This window comes from Neobacillus dielmonensis (assembly GCF_000612665.1).
Lineage (GTDB): Bacteria > Bacillota > Bacilli > Bacillales > Cytobacillaceae > Neobacillus > Neobacillus dielmonensis.
Genome location: NZ_HG942082.1, coordinates 16,953 through 33,091 on the forward strand (window position 1 = coordinate 16,953; position 16,139 = coordinate 33,091).

Annotated in this window: 14 protein-coding genes and 1 riboswitch; of the genes, 3 read left to right on the top strand and 11 right to left on the bottom strand. The window is 43.4% G+C overall.

The annotated features are described in order from the left end of the window. Window positions 1–212 precede the first annotated feature (212 nt). From BN2425_RS20135 to BN2425_RS20145, 3 genes are all read right to left on the bottom strand, one after another. Complete coding sequence (locus tag BN2425_RS20135; protein ID WP_042463346.1) at window positions 213–1,967, bottom strand: GMC family oxidoreductase; 1,755 nt, start codon at window positions 1,965–1,967, stop codon at window positions 213–215. A 144-nt stretch (window positions 1,968–2,111) separates the two neighbouring features. Next, window positions 2,112–4,778 carry a glycosylhydrolase-like jelly roll fold domain-containing protein gene (locus tag BN2425_RS20140; RefSeq protein ID WP_235714704.1) on the bottom strand — a complete coding sequence of 889 codons (2,667 nt, stop codon included), beginning with the start codon at window positions 4,776–4,778 and terminating at the stop codon, window positions 2,112–2,114. A gap of 74 nt (window positions 4,779–4,852) precedes the next feature. Further along, a complete protein-coding gene (locus BN2425_RS20145; RefSeq protein ID WP_216628815.1) occupies window positions 4,853–6,184 on the bottom strand; it encodes a PTS transporter subunit EIIC in 1,332 nt (443 codons plus the stop codon). A gap of 179 nt (window positions 6,185–6,363) precedes the next feature. Here BN2425_RS20145 and BN2425_RS20150 point away from each other — a divergent pair, with 179 nt between their 5' ends. From BN2425_RS20150 to BN2425_RS20160, 3 genes are all read left to right on the top strand, one after another. Continuing rightward, window positions 6,364–7,386 carry an AraC family transcriptional regulator gene (locus tag BN2425_RS20150; RefSeq protein ID WP_042463349.1) on the top strand — a complete coding sequence of 341 codons (1,023 nt, stop codon included), beginning with the start codon at window positions 6,364–6,366 and terminating at the stop codon, window positions 7,384–7,386. A 248-nt stretch (window positions 7,387–7,634) separates the two neighbouring features. Next, complete coding sequence (locus BN2425_RS20155) at window positions 7,635–8,159, top strand: P-loop NTPase family protein (protein WP_042463352.1); 525 nt, start codon at window positions 7,635–7,637, stop codon at window positions 8,157–8,159. Between the two features lie 244 nt (window positions 8,160–8,403). Beyond that, a complete protein-coding gene (locus tag BN2425_RS20160) occupies window positions 8,404–8,859 on the top strand; it encodes a DUF3592 domain-containing protein (RefSeq protein ID WP_042463354.1) in 456 nt (151 codons plus the stop codon). 40 nt (window positions 8,860–8,899) lie between these two features. On the opposite strand, the gene BN2425_RS20165 is transcribed toward BN2425_RS20160, so the two are convergent. The 8 genes from BN2425_RS20165 to BN2425_RS20200 form a co-directional block, all read right to left on the bottom strand. Further along, window positions 8,900–9,358 carry a hypothetical protein gene (locus BN2425_RS20165; RefSeq protein WP_042463356.1) on the bottom strand — a complete coding sequence of 153 codons (459 nt, stop codon included), beginning with the start codon at window positions 9,356–9,358 and terminating at the stop codon, window positions 8,900–8,902. 423 nt (window positions 9,359–9,781) lie between these two features. Further along, the gene (crcB, locus tag BN2425_RS20170) at window positions 9,782–10,141 is read right to left on the bottom strand and encodes a fluoride efflux transporter CrcB (protein WP_042463358.1); all 360 of its coding nucleotides are present in this window, start codon (window positions 10,139–10,141) and stop codon (window positions 9,782–9,784) included. Further along, complete coding sequence (crcB, locus tag BN2425_RS20175; protein WP_042463361.1) at window positions 10,135–10,524, bottom strand: fluoride efflux transporter CrcB; 390 nt, start codon at window positions 10,522–10,524, stop codon at window positions 10,135–10,137. Before crcB (BN2425_RS20175) ends, crcB (BN2425_RS20170) begins: the two co-directional genes overlap by 7 nt. A gap of 55 nt (window positions 10,525–10,579) precedes the next feature. Further along, a riboswitch (Fluoride riboswitch) is annotated at window positions 10,580–10,639 on the bottom strand. A 140-nt stretch (window positions 10,640–10,779) separates the two neighbouring features. Next, window positions 10,780–11,073, bottom strand: a complete 294-nt coding sequence (locus tag BN2425_RS20180) for a DUF2653 family protein (protein WP_042463363.1) — start codon at window positions 11,071–11,073, stop codon at window positions 10,780–10,782. Window positions 11,074–11,088: 15 nt separating this feature from the next. Continuing rightward, window positions 11,089–11,553, bottom strand: a complete 465-nt coding sequence (locus BN2425_RS20185; RefSeq protein WP_042463366.1) for a hypothetical protein — start codon at window positions 11,551–11,553, stop codon at window positions 11,089–11,091. Between the two features lie 336 nt (window positions 11,554–11,889). Next, the gene (locus BN2425_RS20190) at window positions 11,890–12,165 is read right to left on the bottom strand and encodes a DUF3949 domain-containing protein (protein ID WP_235714705.1); all 276 of its coding nucleotides are present in this window, start codon (window positions 12,163–12,165) and stop codon (window positions 11,890–11,892) included. A gap of 126 nt (window positions 12,166–12,291) precedes the next feature. Then, window positions 12,292–13,047, bottom strand: a complete 756-nt coding sequence (locus BN2425_RS20195; RefSeq protein WP_042463372.1) for a response regulator transcription factor — start codon at window positions 13,045–13,047, stop codon at window positions 12,292–12,294. Between the two features lie 328 nt (window positions 13,048–13,375). Continuing rightward, window positions 13,376–16,087 carry a polysaccharide lyase 8 family protein gene (locus tag BN2425_RS20200; protein ID WP_052352979.1) on the bottom strand — a complete coding sequence of 904 codons (2,712 nt, stop codon included), beginning with the start codon at window positions 16,085–16,087 and terminating at the stop codon, window positions 13,376–13,378. Window positions 16,088–16,139: the final 52 nt, after the last annotated feature.

The window sequence follows — 16,139 nt, forward strand, 5'->3', positions numbered from 1 at the left end:
TAGAGGCTGTCTACGTTACCCATATCCAGCTCTTTCAATGTTCTCGGTCACGTAGAGGCTGTCTACGTTACCCTCATCCCATTCTTTCCATGTTCTCGGTCACCTATAAGGGGCTGTCGTCAGGTATTTTCAATCTGCAGTTTTCAGTGTTACGGGAACCGCCCCCATGTTTCAGTTGAGCAAGTAACCACTAGAACCGTCCCCCTGGTACCCTATAGATCCTCAAAGTCATCTTCATCCAGTATATAGGGATGAGGGTTATCTTGTATGAACCGCACGGCGTTTAATCCGATCATACGAGCTGCTACCGATGTGTTGCCATCTGGTAGGATGGGGGCAATCGATAGGTCTGCCACTTTCAGGTTCCTGGTGCCAAAGACATCGAGTTGCCCATTTACCACACCGTCTTCCACGCTTTCTGCCATTTTGCATTGGCCGCCGTAATGGTAGAAATTCGAATAAGAGGATCTAACAAATTGACGGAGCTCGCTTCTTCTTTGTTCGTCCGGCATCATAAAAATGGCTTCATCGGGAAAGACCACTCTATGAATGCCGTTATTCTGTTTCCTAGCTTCTACAATGATATTGTACATATTAATATATTGGTCGACCAAAAACTCTAAATCGTTGGTAGTTGGCTGCAATGGATTGAAGGAGAACGATGGAAGGGCTACAGGGTCATTATGGGATGCCAGGATGGTCCCCTTGCTATCTGGATTAAGGTCAATCAGGCCAAAACTGACAATATTAGTTGCTCTCGTTACATCCAACTCCCACCCTCTTTCAATCACAACAGGATTAGGAAGAAACAGCGGGGCGGGCGCTCCTGAAATTTGCAGACGGCGTCCCTCCTGGCTATTCCGGTGTTCTGCCACAAAAGCACCGTAGAGAAGCGGCTGATTAGGGTCGGCTTCCACTAAGGGGATTAACTGATTTGTATCTACTTCTACCCCAAGTCCGGCATAAGCATGGGTTTGCAGCTGGTGACCGACATTCGGGTTTTCAACCAATGGTTTAATCCCAGCGTTTTGCAAATCCATTGGATGGCCAATCCCCGAGCGTTGAAGGATCACAGCAGAATGAAATCCTGCGGATACAATCACACCTTTACGGGCAAATCTTTTGTGTGTCACACCTTCTTTGACATATTCCACTCCGGCAGCAATCAAGTGACCTTTCTTTTTCTTAAAAATCACCTTGTTCACCGTGGTATTAGCGAAAAGGACTAGCCTTCTTCGTCCGACTCCCACTTCATCGGCATCAAACTCATCTCCCTGAGTGACAATAGTATCGTTTAAATATCCTGTCGCGGTCGACGAGCGGGTCATCGTCCCATCCGCCGCTTCTTTTTGGATCAGTTGCCCTTTGGCAAAAGCACAGTCCCGAACCCCTGTGTTATAGTCCTCCACAACCGGGATGCCTAATACGGTTTGCGTGGCTGCTGCCAGCAATTCGGGAAGTCCACCACCCTGTGGAGTATGTTGCTGCCTAATAAAGACAGGTCCGCTTCTCCCTCTTTCGTTGGGACTTTGGGTTTGCCCTGTATACGTTTCATCTTCCATAAACAGCTGGCGAATCTCGTTATAGCTCCATCGGGGTTCGCCAGTAAGGGCATCCCATTGGTCATAAAGCTCTTTGCTCCCGCGGACGGCCAACATATAATTTACTTCCGAACCTCCCCCAATGACCCGTCCATTCACCGTAGCCAGCTGCCGTTGAAGCGAAGGCTCTAAGCTGGATTGATAGTTAAAGGCAAACTTATTATCACTGGCTGATGCTACCGCATCAAAGATGTACGGACTGCTCTGATGGGCCGTGCTATTGATTCCAGCCTCCAGTACCAGTACGGATGTGCGCGGGTCATCCGTTAATTTCTTGGCAATTACCCCACCTGCCGTACCAGCACCAATCACAATATAATCGAAAACTTTGTTTTTCCACTTTTTCTTTGGTTTTCTTACTCCCATAGACCTTCCTGCCTTTCTTTAAGCATTGTCTTCATAGATAATAAAATATGTAGACAAGCTTATTTTTGTGTAGGCAGGATGGCATCTACTAGAGAATCCCTTTCAAAAAAATAGGGTATCAGGTTTGATCCTGATACCCTTTCCCTATAAACTCTTAAACTTTTCAATCATCACTTTTCCAAGCAAGCCACTTGGCTGCAAGGCTCTAAATTGAGATAAGAAGTCCTGCTGCTGGGTCCCTAATGTATTCGTTACCTCTACCTTAAGCACATTTTCCCCTGCTTTCACAAAGTTGGTCACATCAAATCGATAAGGTTTAGCCATTTTCGTTCCAACGGACGCTCCATTGATAAAGACCTCTGCTACCTCATAAACGTCACCTAAATCTAGTACATAGTGGTGAGATGCTGCCTCATCCAAGTCGAACCCAATTTCATATTGAATCGTCCCGGAAAAATCAGGATGTAGTTTTGGCTTTGCGATATTCTGCAATTTTTCTAGAGTAAAATGGTTCGAAAAAACAGGATACTCTTGTGCCGCAGCTAAAGAAACATTCCAGACTCCCGCTACTTCCTTCTCTTCTACTTTTTCCAAAGCCGGCTTTTCCTCGGCATCTATCATTTGCTTAGAAACAATATAAATCGTTGCTTCTTGTGGGGCTAACTTCAACGAAATCCTATTCTGTTCTTCCTCACCAATCCGATATAACGTGTTCTCCATTGCATCGTATTGATAAATCCATCCTGCTTGTTTCATCGTCACGGTGTTATCAATCTCCACATCCGGCGATTCATTAAAGAACATATAAACTTCATCACCACCATGTCGATATTGGTAATAACGCAAGGAAGGAGATGCCTGTTCGAGTGAGATTTCATAAGCTCCTGCCGAACGCAAGTGTTCCGCCAATTCATTCAAGGCTAAAACTTGCACATGGTTGCTCTCTTCAAACGCCGTGATCGAGGCTTCAATCGTTCCGTTTTCACTGTCACCCATTGGATATCCATCCACAAAGACGATATCCGCCCCCTGTGCGGCCAGTTCCTCTGCCCTTTTAAAAAATACTTTTGGCAGGCGCTCCGCATAAGGAATAATCAGATTTTCAAACACTTCCTGATTGATATAAATCTTGCCTTCCTTGACCAGTGCTTGATCCAACATCTCAATCGGCACAATATCAAAATCGATTTGATGACGAATCAGTTCTTTTGCTGGTTTTTGGAACAGCATCGCCTCTCCTGACCATTCCGCCTCGGCATGATAAAGAATCAAGGAAGATGCCACATGAAGGCCATCACTCAGCAACTCTGAAACCCGGTTCGTATAGTTCATCAAATGATGCAGGTACCGATGCTGCGGGTTATTGCCATGTGCGTAAAAATGCGGCGGGCAATCGGTATTCGGATACGGCGCCATATCAAAGGCATGCGGCACAAAATGGTTGACACCTCTGACCAGCATATGGTCGGTCATCCATTTCATCAGGTTCAAGCCTTCCGACCAGCCGAACGCTCCATAAATTTCACACATCGTGCGGCCCTTCTTTTTTTCATCCAAATGACCAAAAGAAGCACCCAATTTAGCCAAACCATAATGGAAGAATTCCCCGTCCCAGCCGGTTGAGGTAAAGGTTTTAAAATAACCCTCATCCATTCCAGGCAAAAGCTGATGCAATACCACATCGATCCCAGCCATGGATTGGCCGTCAATCGCCCGATGAAAATGGCCTGCCCCATATCCTAATCTCGCGTGAGCATTATTGTCTTCTATTAAGTGACCAATATATTCGACCCCATGCTGCCCGCACCAGTCTGCAAGTTTCCCGGAGAAGTTTTCGGAATAAAGTTGTGATACGATGTCCATATACACATAACGGATCAGACCCTGTTTGTCCGTACCATTGGTCATCAGCAACGGCAATAGTGTTTTCCCTTGCTCCCCCACTCTCTCTTCAATTAAAGAAAGCAAATCGGATCGCCAAGGAAGCACCATCTCCATCTTGCCAATCGCGGCATCCGGCCCTTTTACATTTCCAAACCTTGGTTCATCTGTAAAAAAACCCGCGATGGTTGTTCCGAAATACTCGGAAAATTGGTCAAAGTGCGGTTGGTATACCGCATCGATTAACACCTGCGTAGCCGCTGGATCAATGGGATTCAGGTATCCTTCTGTCGATGCTTCTCCGCCATTAAACGTTTCGACCAATGTAAACACGCGCCAATTTCCTTTAGGGATATCCCAATAAACAACGCCATTGTCCATATACTCCGTGATATCGACTAGCGTTTCCGTATCAATGGTTTCATAGTTTAGGACCTTTGCAGCGATCACGGCAATAATTTTCTCTCCGGATTCCGCTAATGCTTTTTGAATCTGGGCCGGATCGGTTCCTACTGACATAATCGTCCGTCTGTCGCCACCCGCATGCCATTTCACAATGATCCCGGCGTCTCTTTGCGGGCCATGATAATCCACCTGATTAATTTTTAAAAACTTCTTCCTTAGCTCAGGATAATGATTGACAATGGCTCCATTGGCATAACCGGTTGGGAAATGGGCGTCATCAAACAGCCAAACCTTCATATCCTTTTCTTTAGCGGCTTCCAGGACCACCCTTAAGTCCTTCCACCATCTTTCCCCGACAAAATCCGGGTGAGGCCGGGGCTCTACGCACAGAGCCCTTATGCCGCTTTCATAGATGGTATGGACATATTCTTTAATGACTTCCTCGGATTCACCATGCATCCAAAGGAACGGGAATATATAATTATCTTCTTGCTGACTTAATAACTTTGTGATTTTTTCCATCATGATTGCCTACCCTACTTTTCTAAAATTCTTACTCTCCGTGGCTGTTTTTTTTTGCTTGCTTGTTAGGAATGTAATCACCAGAGAGACGGCAAACGCCACAATGGAAGCAATGATATAAGCCATAAAGCTTGAATCAATACCTTTTGATTGATAAACATTGGAGCGGCAAATAAGGCATTTCCTCCAAAACCGAACATTTTTGCCCCCATTGCCGCTGTAATTCCGCCAGCTAGACCGCCACCGATAAAAGCAGCTACAAATGGTTTTTTATGCGGAAGTGCAATCCCATAGATAATCGGTTCGGTAATTCCCATTAGTCCAGTTACTCCTGTGGAAAAACCTAATGAACGTTTTTCCTTATCCTTCTGCCGCAAACCGAAGCCAATCGCTGAACCGGCTAAAGCAAATACCGTTACGTTTAAAATCGCATTGATCGGGTCGGCGCCCATTGTCGTGATATTATTGATAAGAATCGGAATAAACGCATAATGTAAGCCGAAAATAACGACTACCTGCCAGAACGCTCCAAGAATAATACCTGTTAATATTGGGCTAAACTCGTAAATGGCTTGTGAACCAGAGGCTAAAATACTGCTAATATATGTCATAATCGGTCCGATGACTAAAAAGGTTAGCGGAACGGTAATCACTAATACAACTAACGGTGCTCCAAATAGTTTCAATGAGGCTGGTACTCTATCTTGAACTTTCTTTTCTAACCAAGCAGCAAAGGCAACGGCTGCAATGATCGGGAATACCGAGTTTGCATAGCTTGTTAGGACCACTGGAATTTTTAAAAACGAAAGTTCTGCTCCCTTACTATAGACAGTCACAATATTAGGATAAACCAGCGCTGCCCCGATGGTTGCCGCGATATAGGGGTTTGATTTAAATTTATTGGCTGCTGAGATTCCTAGTATAATCGGCATAAAGTAAAAGAAGCCATCAGCAAAGGAGTACAGAATTTGATAGGTGCCGCTCTCTGTGGAGAGAAGGTGAAAGGACGTTAACGCCGCCAAGAGCCCTTTGACAATACCGACTGCGGCCATAACCCCCATGACTGGGAAGATGATTCCCGAAATCAGCTTGAAGAACCGATTAAATACCCCCACCTTGCCTTCTGCTTCAGTGGCTTCATCCGGAACTTCGCCATCTCCTTGAATACCGAGTACATCGGTTACTTTTTCATAGGCCTTTCCCACATTTGGGCCAATGATTACTTGATATTGACCGCCCGAAATCGCTGTGCCTAACACACCCTGTATCTGTTTCATCTTGTTTGTATTCGCTAACTTTTCATCTTTTAAAACAAAACGCAGACGAGTCATGCAATGCGTAACACTTTTGACATTGTCTTTCCCGCCTATTTCCGAAACAACCTGTTTTGCTAAGGTTGTAAAATCCATCACTCTCACTCCTCACCTGTCGTTACTTAACCTTGCTAAAATAAAACCTTGTGTAAAATACTAGGCCATAGTATAGTTGAAATCGCTTATACTTTGTATTGTAAACGTTTTTTTACCATAATGACATTACGAATGATAACTAAAAATTGTACCAAACTTAACCTTACATGAGGTGCAACATGTTAAAAAGTGAGTTAACCAATCTATTGTTTACGATGACGGAAAGTGAAATTAAACATAAAAATCATCCTGAATTACAGAGAGCTTTTTACAAACAGTTTGACACCGCCAAACAGGGTAACCAAGATGTGCTTGTGTTTAAATTTTTGGAACAAAAAAAGGAGAATGATCTTCCGTATTCCTTCAATCCTAACCTGGCCATCGTGAAGCACTCTAGATATTCCGAAATCCCCACCCATATCCATGATTACATTGAAATGAATTACGTTTACTCTGGGTCTTGTACAGCAGTCGTAAGGGACAGGGAAATCGCCTTAAAAAGCGGCGATGTTTGTATTATGGATACCAATGTCCCCCACACGATCAAAGACGCAGAGGAAAAGGATATCGTGATTAATTTTTTGATGAAAAAAAGTTACTTTACTGCCTCCACCTTAAGTCAATTATCAAGCAACAGTATTATTTCTGACTTTATTCGAGAAGCGATGTCGCAGGACCGCGAGCATAATCGTTTTATTCTCTTCCACTGTCAAGAGAGTGATAAACTTGCTTATTTAGTAGAAAACTTGCTTTGTGAATACTATGATCCCAGCTTTTCGGCAAAAGATATTATCCAAGCTTATATGATTATTATTTTTTCAGAGCTGCTCCGCTATTACCAAACCGATCACGGGACAAAGTCAGGCCAGTCGAAAAAAACCTATATTTTAGAAATTCTCCAGCACATTGAAGAAAATCATCAGACCTGTACATTAGAGTCGGTAGCGAAAAGGTTTGCATTCCACCCTAATTACTTGAGCCGGATGATTAAAAATAATACGGGTAAAAGCTTTAAACAACTTCTGCAGGAACAAAAATTGAATCAGGCCAGTTTTTTGCTAGTGAACACGGATAAGAATCTGGAAGAAATCATGAATGAAGTGGGTTATCATAATCACGGGTTCTTTAATCGAATTTTTCAGGAGCGGTTTGGGCATTCACCCAAAGAATATCGGAGGGTGAATCAAGTAGATAAAGAATAGTAGCTAAAAAAGTTAAGCATTTGTTAAGCTTCATGAGTTACGATACAAACATGAAAAAGGCTAACTTTTTCAACCACCCCCCTTTATCTATTTTTTTGGGTCCTCGAAGAACGAGGGCTCTTTTTTTATAAAAAATTAGCACAGAAACCTCCCTCTTAACCCCTGAAACAAGGATTTTGATTGCTTATGTAGAATTAGGATACAGGTTCACGTTGGAGTTTTTTAGGTTAGAGGTGGTGGGACACGGGTTGAAAAGAATTATGGTGGTCGGGGTTTCATCAGGCGTGGGGAAATCAACTTTTGCGAAGAGTTTGGGAAAGGCCCTAAACATCCATGTCTATCATTTAGATGCTCTTTATTGGAAGCCAGGATGGGTAGAGAGCTCATTGGAAGATTTCTCGAAGGCACAGCGCGAAATGGTTATGCAGCCACAATGGATTATTGAAGGAAATTATACTAATACGTTTGACATTCGTGCTGACCACGCCGATACGATTATTTATTTGGAACTTCCCTTATATGTTTGTTTGTATCGTGTGGTTAAAAGATGGTTCATGCATATGGGAAGAACACGGCCAGATATGGGAGAAGGCTGTAAGGAAAAAATCGACTGGAAGTTCATTCAGTTTATTTTCACAACTTACTATCCGCGAAAAAGAAAAATGAATGAACGGTTCCATTCTTTTCAATCGGCGGGTTCTACAAAAGAAATTATTGTTTTACCGAGTAAACGACAGATTCAATTTTTTCTAGAGAACTTAATAAAAAGTTAAGGTTACTCTGTTATTATGACAACATGAAAGTTTTTCTTCTTGACCTCCTAATTTGCCCTTGAACAGCATGCTGCTTCGGGGGTCTTTTTTTGCAAAAATTTGACCCGATGCCCTTGAATAGCGGGTCTTTTTTTCACAAGAACCCGCCTGTGACAAAAGCATCATTTACGGAAAATTTACAAAGGACATAGAATGGACATGATAAAATATAGGTATATAAGTGGGAAAAGAGGAGGTTTCTTAGATGGGGTTCGTAGATACTCTTTTCATTGGTTTTGCCTATGCTTTATTGTTGGCCGGCGTGGTCTTCCTTATTATTGGATTACTCAATATAAAAAAACGAAAAAAGTGGCTGGAACAATGTAATATCGTCAAAGGTAAGATTGTGAATCTGAAAAAAGCTCAATTTGAAATTCTGACGGAAAATGGCTGGGGGATGGAAACCAGAGATATTCCGGTTGTCGAGTTTAGCCCATCAGAAAGCCCCAATGACATGATTACCTTTGAAGGGCAGGACAGAATGGAACGTTATTTGTTAATCGGACAAACTGTCAATGTCAGATACAAAAAAGGCAACGCGCATGAAGCGGATATAGCAGACTTTTCCTCTAATTGGGGTCATGCTGCATGGCATTTTGTATTTAGCTTTCTCGGTCTAGGGTTCGGGGTTTATTCCCTGTTGATGATTATCAATGGATGATAATTGTGATTGCTATCGTTATGTATGGAGACGGCCAGGGTCAACCCTTGGATTTTGACTTGGTTAGGAATAATTGGAATCCATAAATAACAAGGGCAAAACTTGATGCCGTATAAAAGATGTGTTTCGGCTTAAAATTTACTAATTTATATACCTTCAGTTTTTGCATGAGCCCATTAACTGGGTAAGCAAGAAACAAATCCATCAATACATTTGTAATAAGGTAGATCCAAAATTTCCCGAACGTTAACCGAAAAATCCAAATCGTTCCGATAAAAAATGGCCCTAAAATAAAACTTAGATCATTTGTTACTTTGTTTAGGAGTCCGCCTTTTACGGTCCACCATTTAAATGGAATAGATAGCATGCTTTGGATTAACACAAGTAATGTAGCAAATGTTGCAACGGGGATATACTTTTTTAACATATTCTTCGGAATAAAGAAAACAGTGGACCACGAACCGATAACGAGACCCGCTCTAATGAAAGTTGCCAGCATTGTTCAAACTCCTAGATGTTTTTCTTTATTTTGCTTAAAAAGGAAAAGAATATACACTATTTGTGTGATGCTTAGGTTTGGAAAGTCATATCGTTTACTGCGAACGATATTTAGTTGAATCTAGAATTCTTTGATATTGACAATGTAAGCGTTTTCTATTATTATAGTTATAGGCGGATGGCAACCGTGGCCATCATGGTACACAGCGTAGGCGGGGCTGGTACAAAACTCTTTTTCTACAAAACTTAAAATCCTACAAATTAGAAACGGCTGAGGTAACTCCTCAGCCATTTTTTTCATTTAATAAAATCTTAAGGTTCATGAGTTCCTTTCTATATTTTGAAGCCTCGAAAAATGATCAACTTTCGGGGGCTGTTTTTTTGTCCTTGGACTACATTGAAACAGGAGAACCGTCCCCCTGTTTCATAAACCGCCTATCAGAATGCCCAAGAAGGCGAGCAGTATTCCACATGTGTAACTGATGGCTAGGTAGAGACTGGCTGCTTTCGATTTTCGTTTTTTGAATAGCTGGATGTTTTCTAGTTTAAAGGTGGAGAAGGTGGTGAATGCCCCCATGAAGCCTGTGCCCAGGAGCAGTTTCCATGTTGTTTCTAGGTTTGCACCGAAGATGAGGCCCAACAAAAATGATCCAAGCAGATTGACAAATAAAGTGGCAAACGGGAACGTTGACGGATATTTTGCCTTTATCCAATTGCTGATTCCAAACCGGGATATCGCCCCGAAAAATCCCCCCATTGCTACCCATGCAATATTGATCAGCATTCGTTTACACCTCTGCTTTCTTTTAATCCTGCACGATAGCCTATCCAAGAGAACAACAGGCCTCCCCACAGGCTGAGGAGTACATAAAGTAGTGCGGTTCCCCATTTATCGGTACTTATGAGCTGAACAGTTTCGACACTGAAAGTAGAAAAGGTTGTAAACGATCCGATGAGTCCGGTAGTCAAGGCCGTGATGACGTGAGGATGTAGGCGGAATCTTGGCAAAAGGTTGGTGAACCATCCTAACAGAAAGCTCCCCACCATATTGATGATAAAGGTCGCAAGCGGGAAATCATGAAACCACCAGTGGCCAAAATAAATGCCTACTAAATACCGCAACAAAGCCCCGATGATTCCAGCAATTCCTACTAATAAATAGTTCAATCTTACTCACCTCTAATTTAAAGTTCCCAAAAATGAACAAACTCCTACCAGAACAATCCTGGTAGGAGTCATTAGCCTCTCAGCGGTTATGGCGAACTCCATCGCCTGTGTCATTATAATCGTATTGTAACAAACCGTTTTCTGGCTGCCAATACTAAATTTGCGGGGCCTGTCCCCCACCGCTTTAACGTAAGAAAGCAATAGTACTATTGAGGCCGGTCCTTGCCGCCAATGTTGAAACGCAAGAACCGTCCCCTAATTCACTAGGATGGAGGCGGTGATGCCTTCGTCTTCGTCGTAGCCCAGTTCTATCATTAGGCGGTCGGGTTGGAATTGGTGGTAGTCGCGGAGGTAGGTGGCGATGCTATCGATGATGTCCTGCTCATTGCAGCCCCATTCTCCACTGAAGGTGACGACTTTGGCTGCAATGCCGAAATTGACGTTATATTCCAATTGGACCTGGACGGATTGCGGTGCCACGTGATCTCTTTCTGCTGCATACACACTGATGCTGTCGATGATGTCTTGTTCATTGAATAGAATTTCCAATTCGTTACGCCTGCCTTAGTATCTTCTTCTAAATATTCTTTTTATGATTGAAACAATGACAACAATTAACAGGATATCAAGGAGTAATCCCATAAAGGAAAAGCCGCTGTACCCGCCCCCATAATAGCCGCCGAATGGATGGAACATGCTGCCGAACAGACTGCCGGCACCAAACAGGGCTGCTCCACGCCAAAATCCGCCTCCAGACCGAGTCGTGGTATTAGGACTTTGGGGTGTTGTCGGTGTTCTTCTTACGTTTCCCGATGGAGCCCGATATCCAGAACGGTACGATGAACCGGACCTCCTGACCCCTGCTCTGTTGATATGAGTAGAGTTTTCATCAATAGAATTTTCATCTGTGGTTTCCGTTTGTTCTACTGTACTTGGCCCGTTACTGATTCTCTCAGCTTCCGCCGTCACTGGCATCATGATTGAAACAAGTAACATTAGAGACATCATCGATTTAATGGCTTTATTCATCGATTCTTTTTCTCCATTCTATTTTGGATTGGTTATATTACAGAATAGTCTCTAACATGACCCAGCTGTTTATACCAATCGAATGCCAGACCAGACTCCTGCTGGATCATTATGATTAAATCCACAAATCTTTTAAAGTTTATTCATACTTTGTTAAAATTCATGGGTTATGATAAAAACGTGAAGAGGAAGCAAGCCTTTTTCATAACCCCCCTTAATATATAGATTTAGCCCTCGAATTGATCGAGGGCTGTTTTTTTGAAACAGGGGGACGGTTCTCCTGCTTCATTTGACCAAACAAAAAGACGTGCAGCCATTTCCACACGTCTACGATATCTAACTAAGGCCAGGCTTGCCTTTATGTTTCCACTTATATATTAGCGTTGCAAACATGTTAGCCAAGAAGAAGAAGAGACCTTGCGCATTGAAATGCAGCAGCTGTTCTTCAAAGCTCATATCCTCATACATTTCATTCTGAGTTTTTCCCTGTCGCTGCCGCTTTTTATCCATTTCTTTCAGTGATCTAATATAGGAATATTGGAAGGGTGTTAAAATCAACGACAGTAAAATATAGCCACCCAGGACCCATAACGTGACCGATAAACCCATCATCCATTCCCCCATATCTTATAAAGTTCTGGTGAAAAATGAATCATCTTATATGTATATTATACCATATTTTGGCTTTTCAGGATGTGTGCTTGAGTCCATTTCGTGGATACAATCAAAAACGCCCCTTTAACCGCTAATCCTTGGGTCTTGAAAGGCTTTGCGGAATTGCGAAGGTGTTATTCTTTTGATTCTTTTAAATGAGTTACTAAAGTAGGATAAGTCCATATAACCGAGACGGTAGGCGATTTCGGTTATCGAGAGGGTTGTGTGAGTGAGGAGACGTTCCGCTTCGTCCATACGGGATTGCAGCACATAATCCAAAAAGGTTTGATTCATTCGCTGCTTAAACAGTTGGCTTAAGTAACTCGGATTGAGATGCACCACTTCAGCAGCCTCTGTCAAAGTCACTTCCCCTGGCAGCTTGGACTTGATGAACTCTAGCACTTGTTCGACAGGAGACTTTTCCAGAGGATCTGCTATTGGTTTTGGCTTGTCCTGTTTAACGAGACCTGCACATTGATTGAGCCACTTTTCAAGCGTGCCCTTCATTTCCTCCACTTCAACTGGTTTTAACAAATAATCGAAAACGCCTGCTCGCAGCGATGCCTGGATATAGGAAAAGTCATCGTAACCGCTGATCATAATAACGGATGTTTCCTGGCCAGTTGACCGCAATTTTTCCAGAAAGGTTAAGCCATCCAACACAGGCATCTGGATGTCCGCGATTATGAGGTCGGCCTGATTGTTTTTTAGCCAGTTCAGTGCTTCTAAGCCATTGCTGCATTCGTGGCAGACCACTAGCGGCAGTCCTGTCCGTCCAATCGTCTGCCTGATGGCTGCGCGAACCCACCTTTCATCGTCCACCAGTACTATTTTTTTCATAAATCACTCCTCCTTACTGGGACAGGTTACTGCAGTTTGCTATCAAAATTTGTTACACCCTGCAAAGTTCAGCATGCCTTTTTGGATGCGTCTCCATTTTTTCCTTGCTACCGTTTGGTATGCTTGTCTTCCTGTCAGCAAAGCTCAAAAAATCAGTATTGAAATCTACCCTGATCGTATTAAAATTCCGTACTTTCCGTCAATGTGCCGTTCTATCTATTCTAAAATGTTATCCTTCTGTATCCATCGCCCCATCCCACTTTCTGGGAATGACAGAAAAAAAGGCCCCCCTCCGATCCAGATGTCCGGAAAGGGCCTCCTTTAGGTGTTAGGATTGGGACCAATATTCTATCAGTTGCTCGACTTTCGTGCTTATTTCCTGTTTCGCGTCACTCGAGATTTGATCCTTTAACCCTTTATTGTCGCTATGCTTAAGGAAGTCTTGCAAACTCTTAACAGCTTGTGTCAGGTGCTGTTTGTCAAACTGGTCCTGTGCCTGGTTTAGATTGGCTGTTAACTGCACCAGCATGGCTCCTTGAACGTCACCAGACTTCGCATAATCATCCACAAGTTTTTGAATGGACTCGACATTTAACAAGGCCAGTTTCACTTTAAATGTTTTTCCTTGCGCACCGTTCACGTCGATGGACAATTTAATGGCTGGATAGGTTTGGGTGACTGTCACACCGCTATCAGCCGATATCACATACGCGGCAGGGTTATTCACTTCTAGATTGATAGTGCCCTTGTTTGCCTGCGTTGGATCCGATACCGCAATTTCCAACTCGTTTCCGGTTTGCATCACCATCACAGAAGCTTTTTTATCGCTGGTGATAAAATCTTTACCATTGACTTGGACGGATTTGGTCTTGTCATTCCAGAAATTCGCCGCCACGATGTTCAGATTTTTTTCCTGAACAGCCTGTACATCCGCAGAGTTTTCCAAAACAGTAATATCTGGATTAGTGGCATAATCCGTGACCGCGCTGCTTGTTTTGTTAGGAAGCAGGACATATTCATAGGTTCCGTTGACCGGATTCTTTCCATGATCTTCCCATAAAGTGACGTAGTTCTTCGTTATCTCAGTTGAATCGGTGAATTTTGGATATTTATTGCTGGTGCTCCAATTGTCGGTTCTCGCTTCACGTAAGCCATGAACCTCAGCAGCCTGCGGGAAGTAATAACCAATATCCGAACCTGGTGTGCTGCCTTGAAGGTGGATGGTTTTAACATCCTGCATCGTTTCATTCCAGCCTAGAGCAGATGATTTTGCTGCGCCATTAACGGTTAGCGTATTGTCGCCAGCATCGCTGATTTTGCGATTTTCGATGGTGGTTTCAATCGTACGGTTGTCCGTGCTGGTAATGCCAGATCCTAGTGCCACCACTTCATCATCAAACATAAACCAGGATTTCTTAGCCGTTAATGTGCTGTTCCAGGCATCCAATTCCATGCCAGAAACACCGTACAGGCCAGCAATGTTGGTGCCGCCTACCCAATTTTTCGAGCTCATATAGCTTTGTCCGGAGGCATCTGCCCGTTTCTGGGTGTCCACGGTGGTACCAGGCAGCCGGTACATATTGACGGTACCCCAATAATCCTCGCTGTAATGGGATAAATCGCTGTTATATAAATAGGTTGCTCCGTCCCCCATATACCAGCCCTTTAAGTTTTCGTCATTGATCGCTTCATAGTTAAAGATGCGGCTCGAAGACATGCCGATGGCAAAACCAAAGTCTGGACGCAAATGGACGGTACGGTCCATGTTAGGGAATTGGCGGTTCGTGACCAGCTCTCCCCTTGGTTTGATGGTTGGGTCTTGAACGATTTGTTTAGCTAACACCACATGATAGATTGGTTGGGTTTCGTAAAAATTTAAGTAGGTATCCGTTTGGATCCATTCCTTCACCAAACTTTTCAGTCTTGCGGCATATTCCGGAGGCGCAAATTGGGTCAGATGGACAATCGGACGAATCGTTTCATGCCCCATCTTATGGTCCTGTTGATTGAATCTTGACATTTCCCGGCCGCGGATGATGTCCATTAGTCCGCCTTTGTAAATAACGGGTTCGAACGAGTCAAAAATCCACTTATACATGTTATCCAGATTCGGATCGGTTACTTTCCAAGCCGAGCCATCCAATAAGTAGACGAATGAAACTAAATTATCGAGCAGCGCTTTCCCATACCCGCCCGTATACGGATGGGAACCATGCTGCAGGAAGGAGCCATCTGTGTAAAAACCGTCACCCGTGGTCACATACTCAAAAATCGGGGAGATGGCATCGCGTGAAGCCGCTACCTTATTGCCATCCTCGACGATAATCCCCCGAATGCCCACAACAGTGGCCACATACATGAGGTTGGCTCCCGTCGCCTTCTTGCCATTGGCTATGGTTGGATCGGACGTAAACTTTTCAATCGTGTTCATATAGTTGGTGATATCTTCTTTTGATAACTTATCGTATAAAAGTACGATGGTATTATTGAGTGTCAGAGGTGTGCCAATACACCAGTCAAACCAGTTGGTTTTGCCGATTGATCTTTTGGGGTTATATTTTTTTGCATACAGCCAGTTCAACGCATTTTTGATATCGGTTAATAATTGCTCGTTCTGGTACAATGTCACCGTCTCACCGTCACTGTTTTTCACGGCGGCACCTTTTGTCGAGTAGGCAAGCGCCATATCTTCAAGGCGCTGGTATGCTAGTGTCATCGGACTTGATTTGCTCTTTTCCACTGTGATGGTGCTGTCATCTAAGTCTTCCCAAATGTAATTATCCGGGTTGACTTTAACCATAGTTTCCCAATAGTCATTCGCCGTTTGGGCAATTAACTCAATCTTGTTGGCCACATCCGGGTCATTGGGTGAGAAGTCACCGCCGACTAAATAGTCCTTCCATTTTTGTCTCAGCACTTCAAAGTCCGCGGAAGTCCCCGTCTCGGCCGCACTATGATTTACAGCAACAGGTAAAAGGGTTGCAAAAACAACAACTAACGTTAAAAATGTCTTAGCCGTTAACGAAATGATATGCCTCAATTTTCTCCATCCCCTCTTTTAAAAATTGATTTATCTTTGCCATCCTATTAGA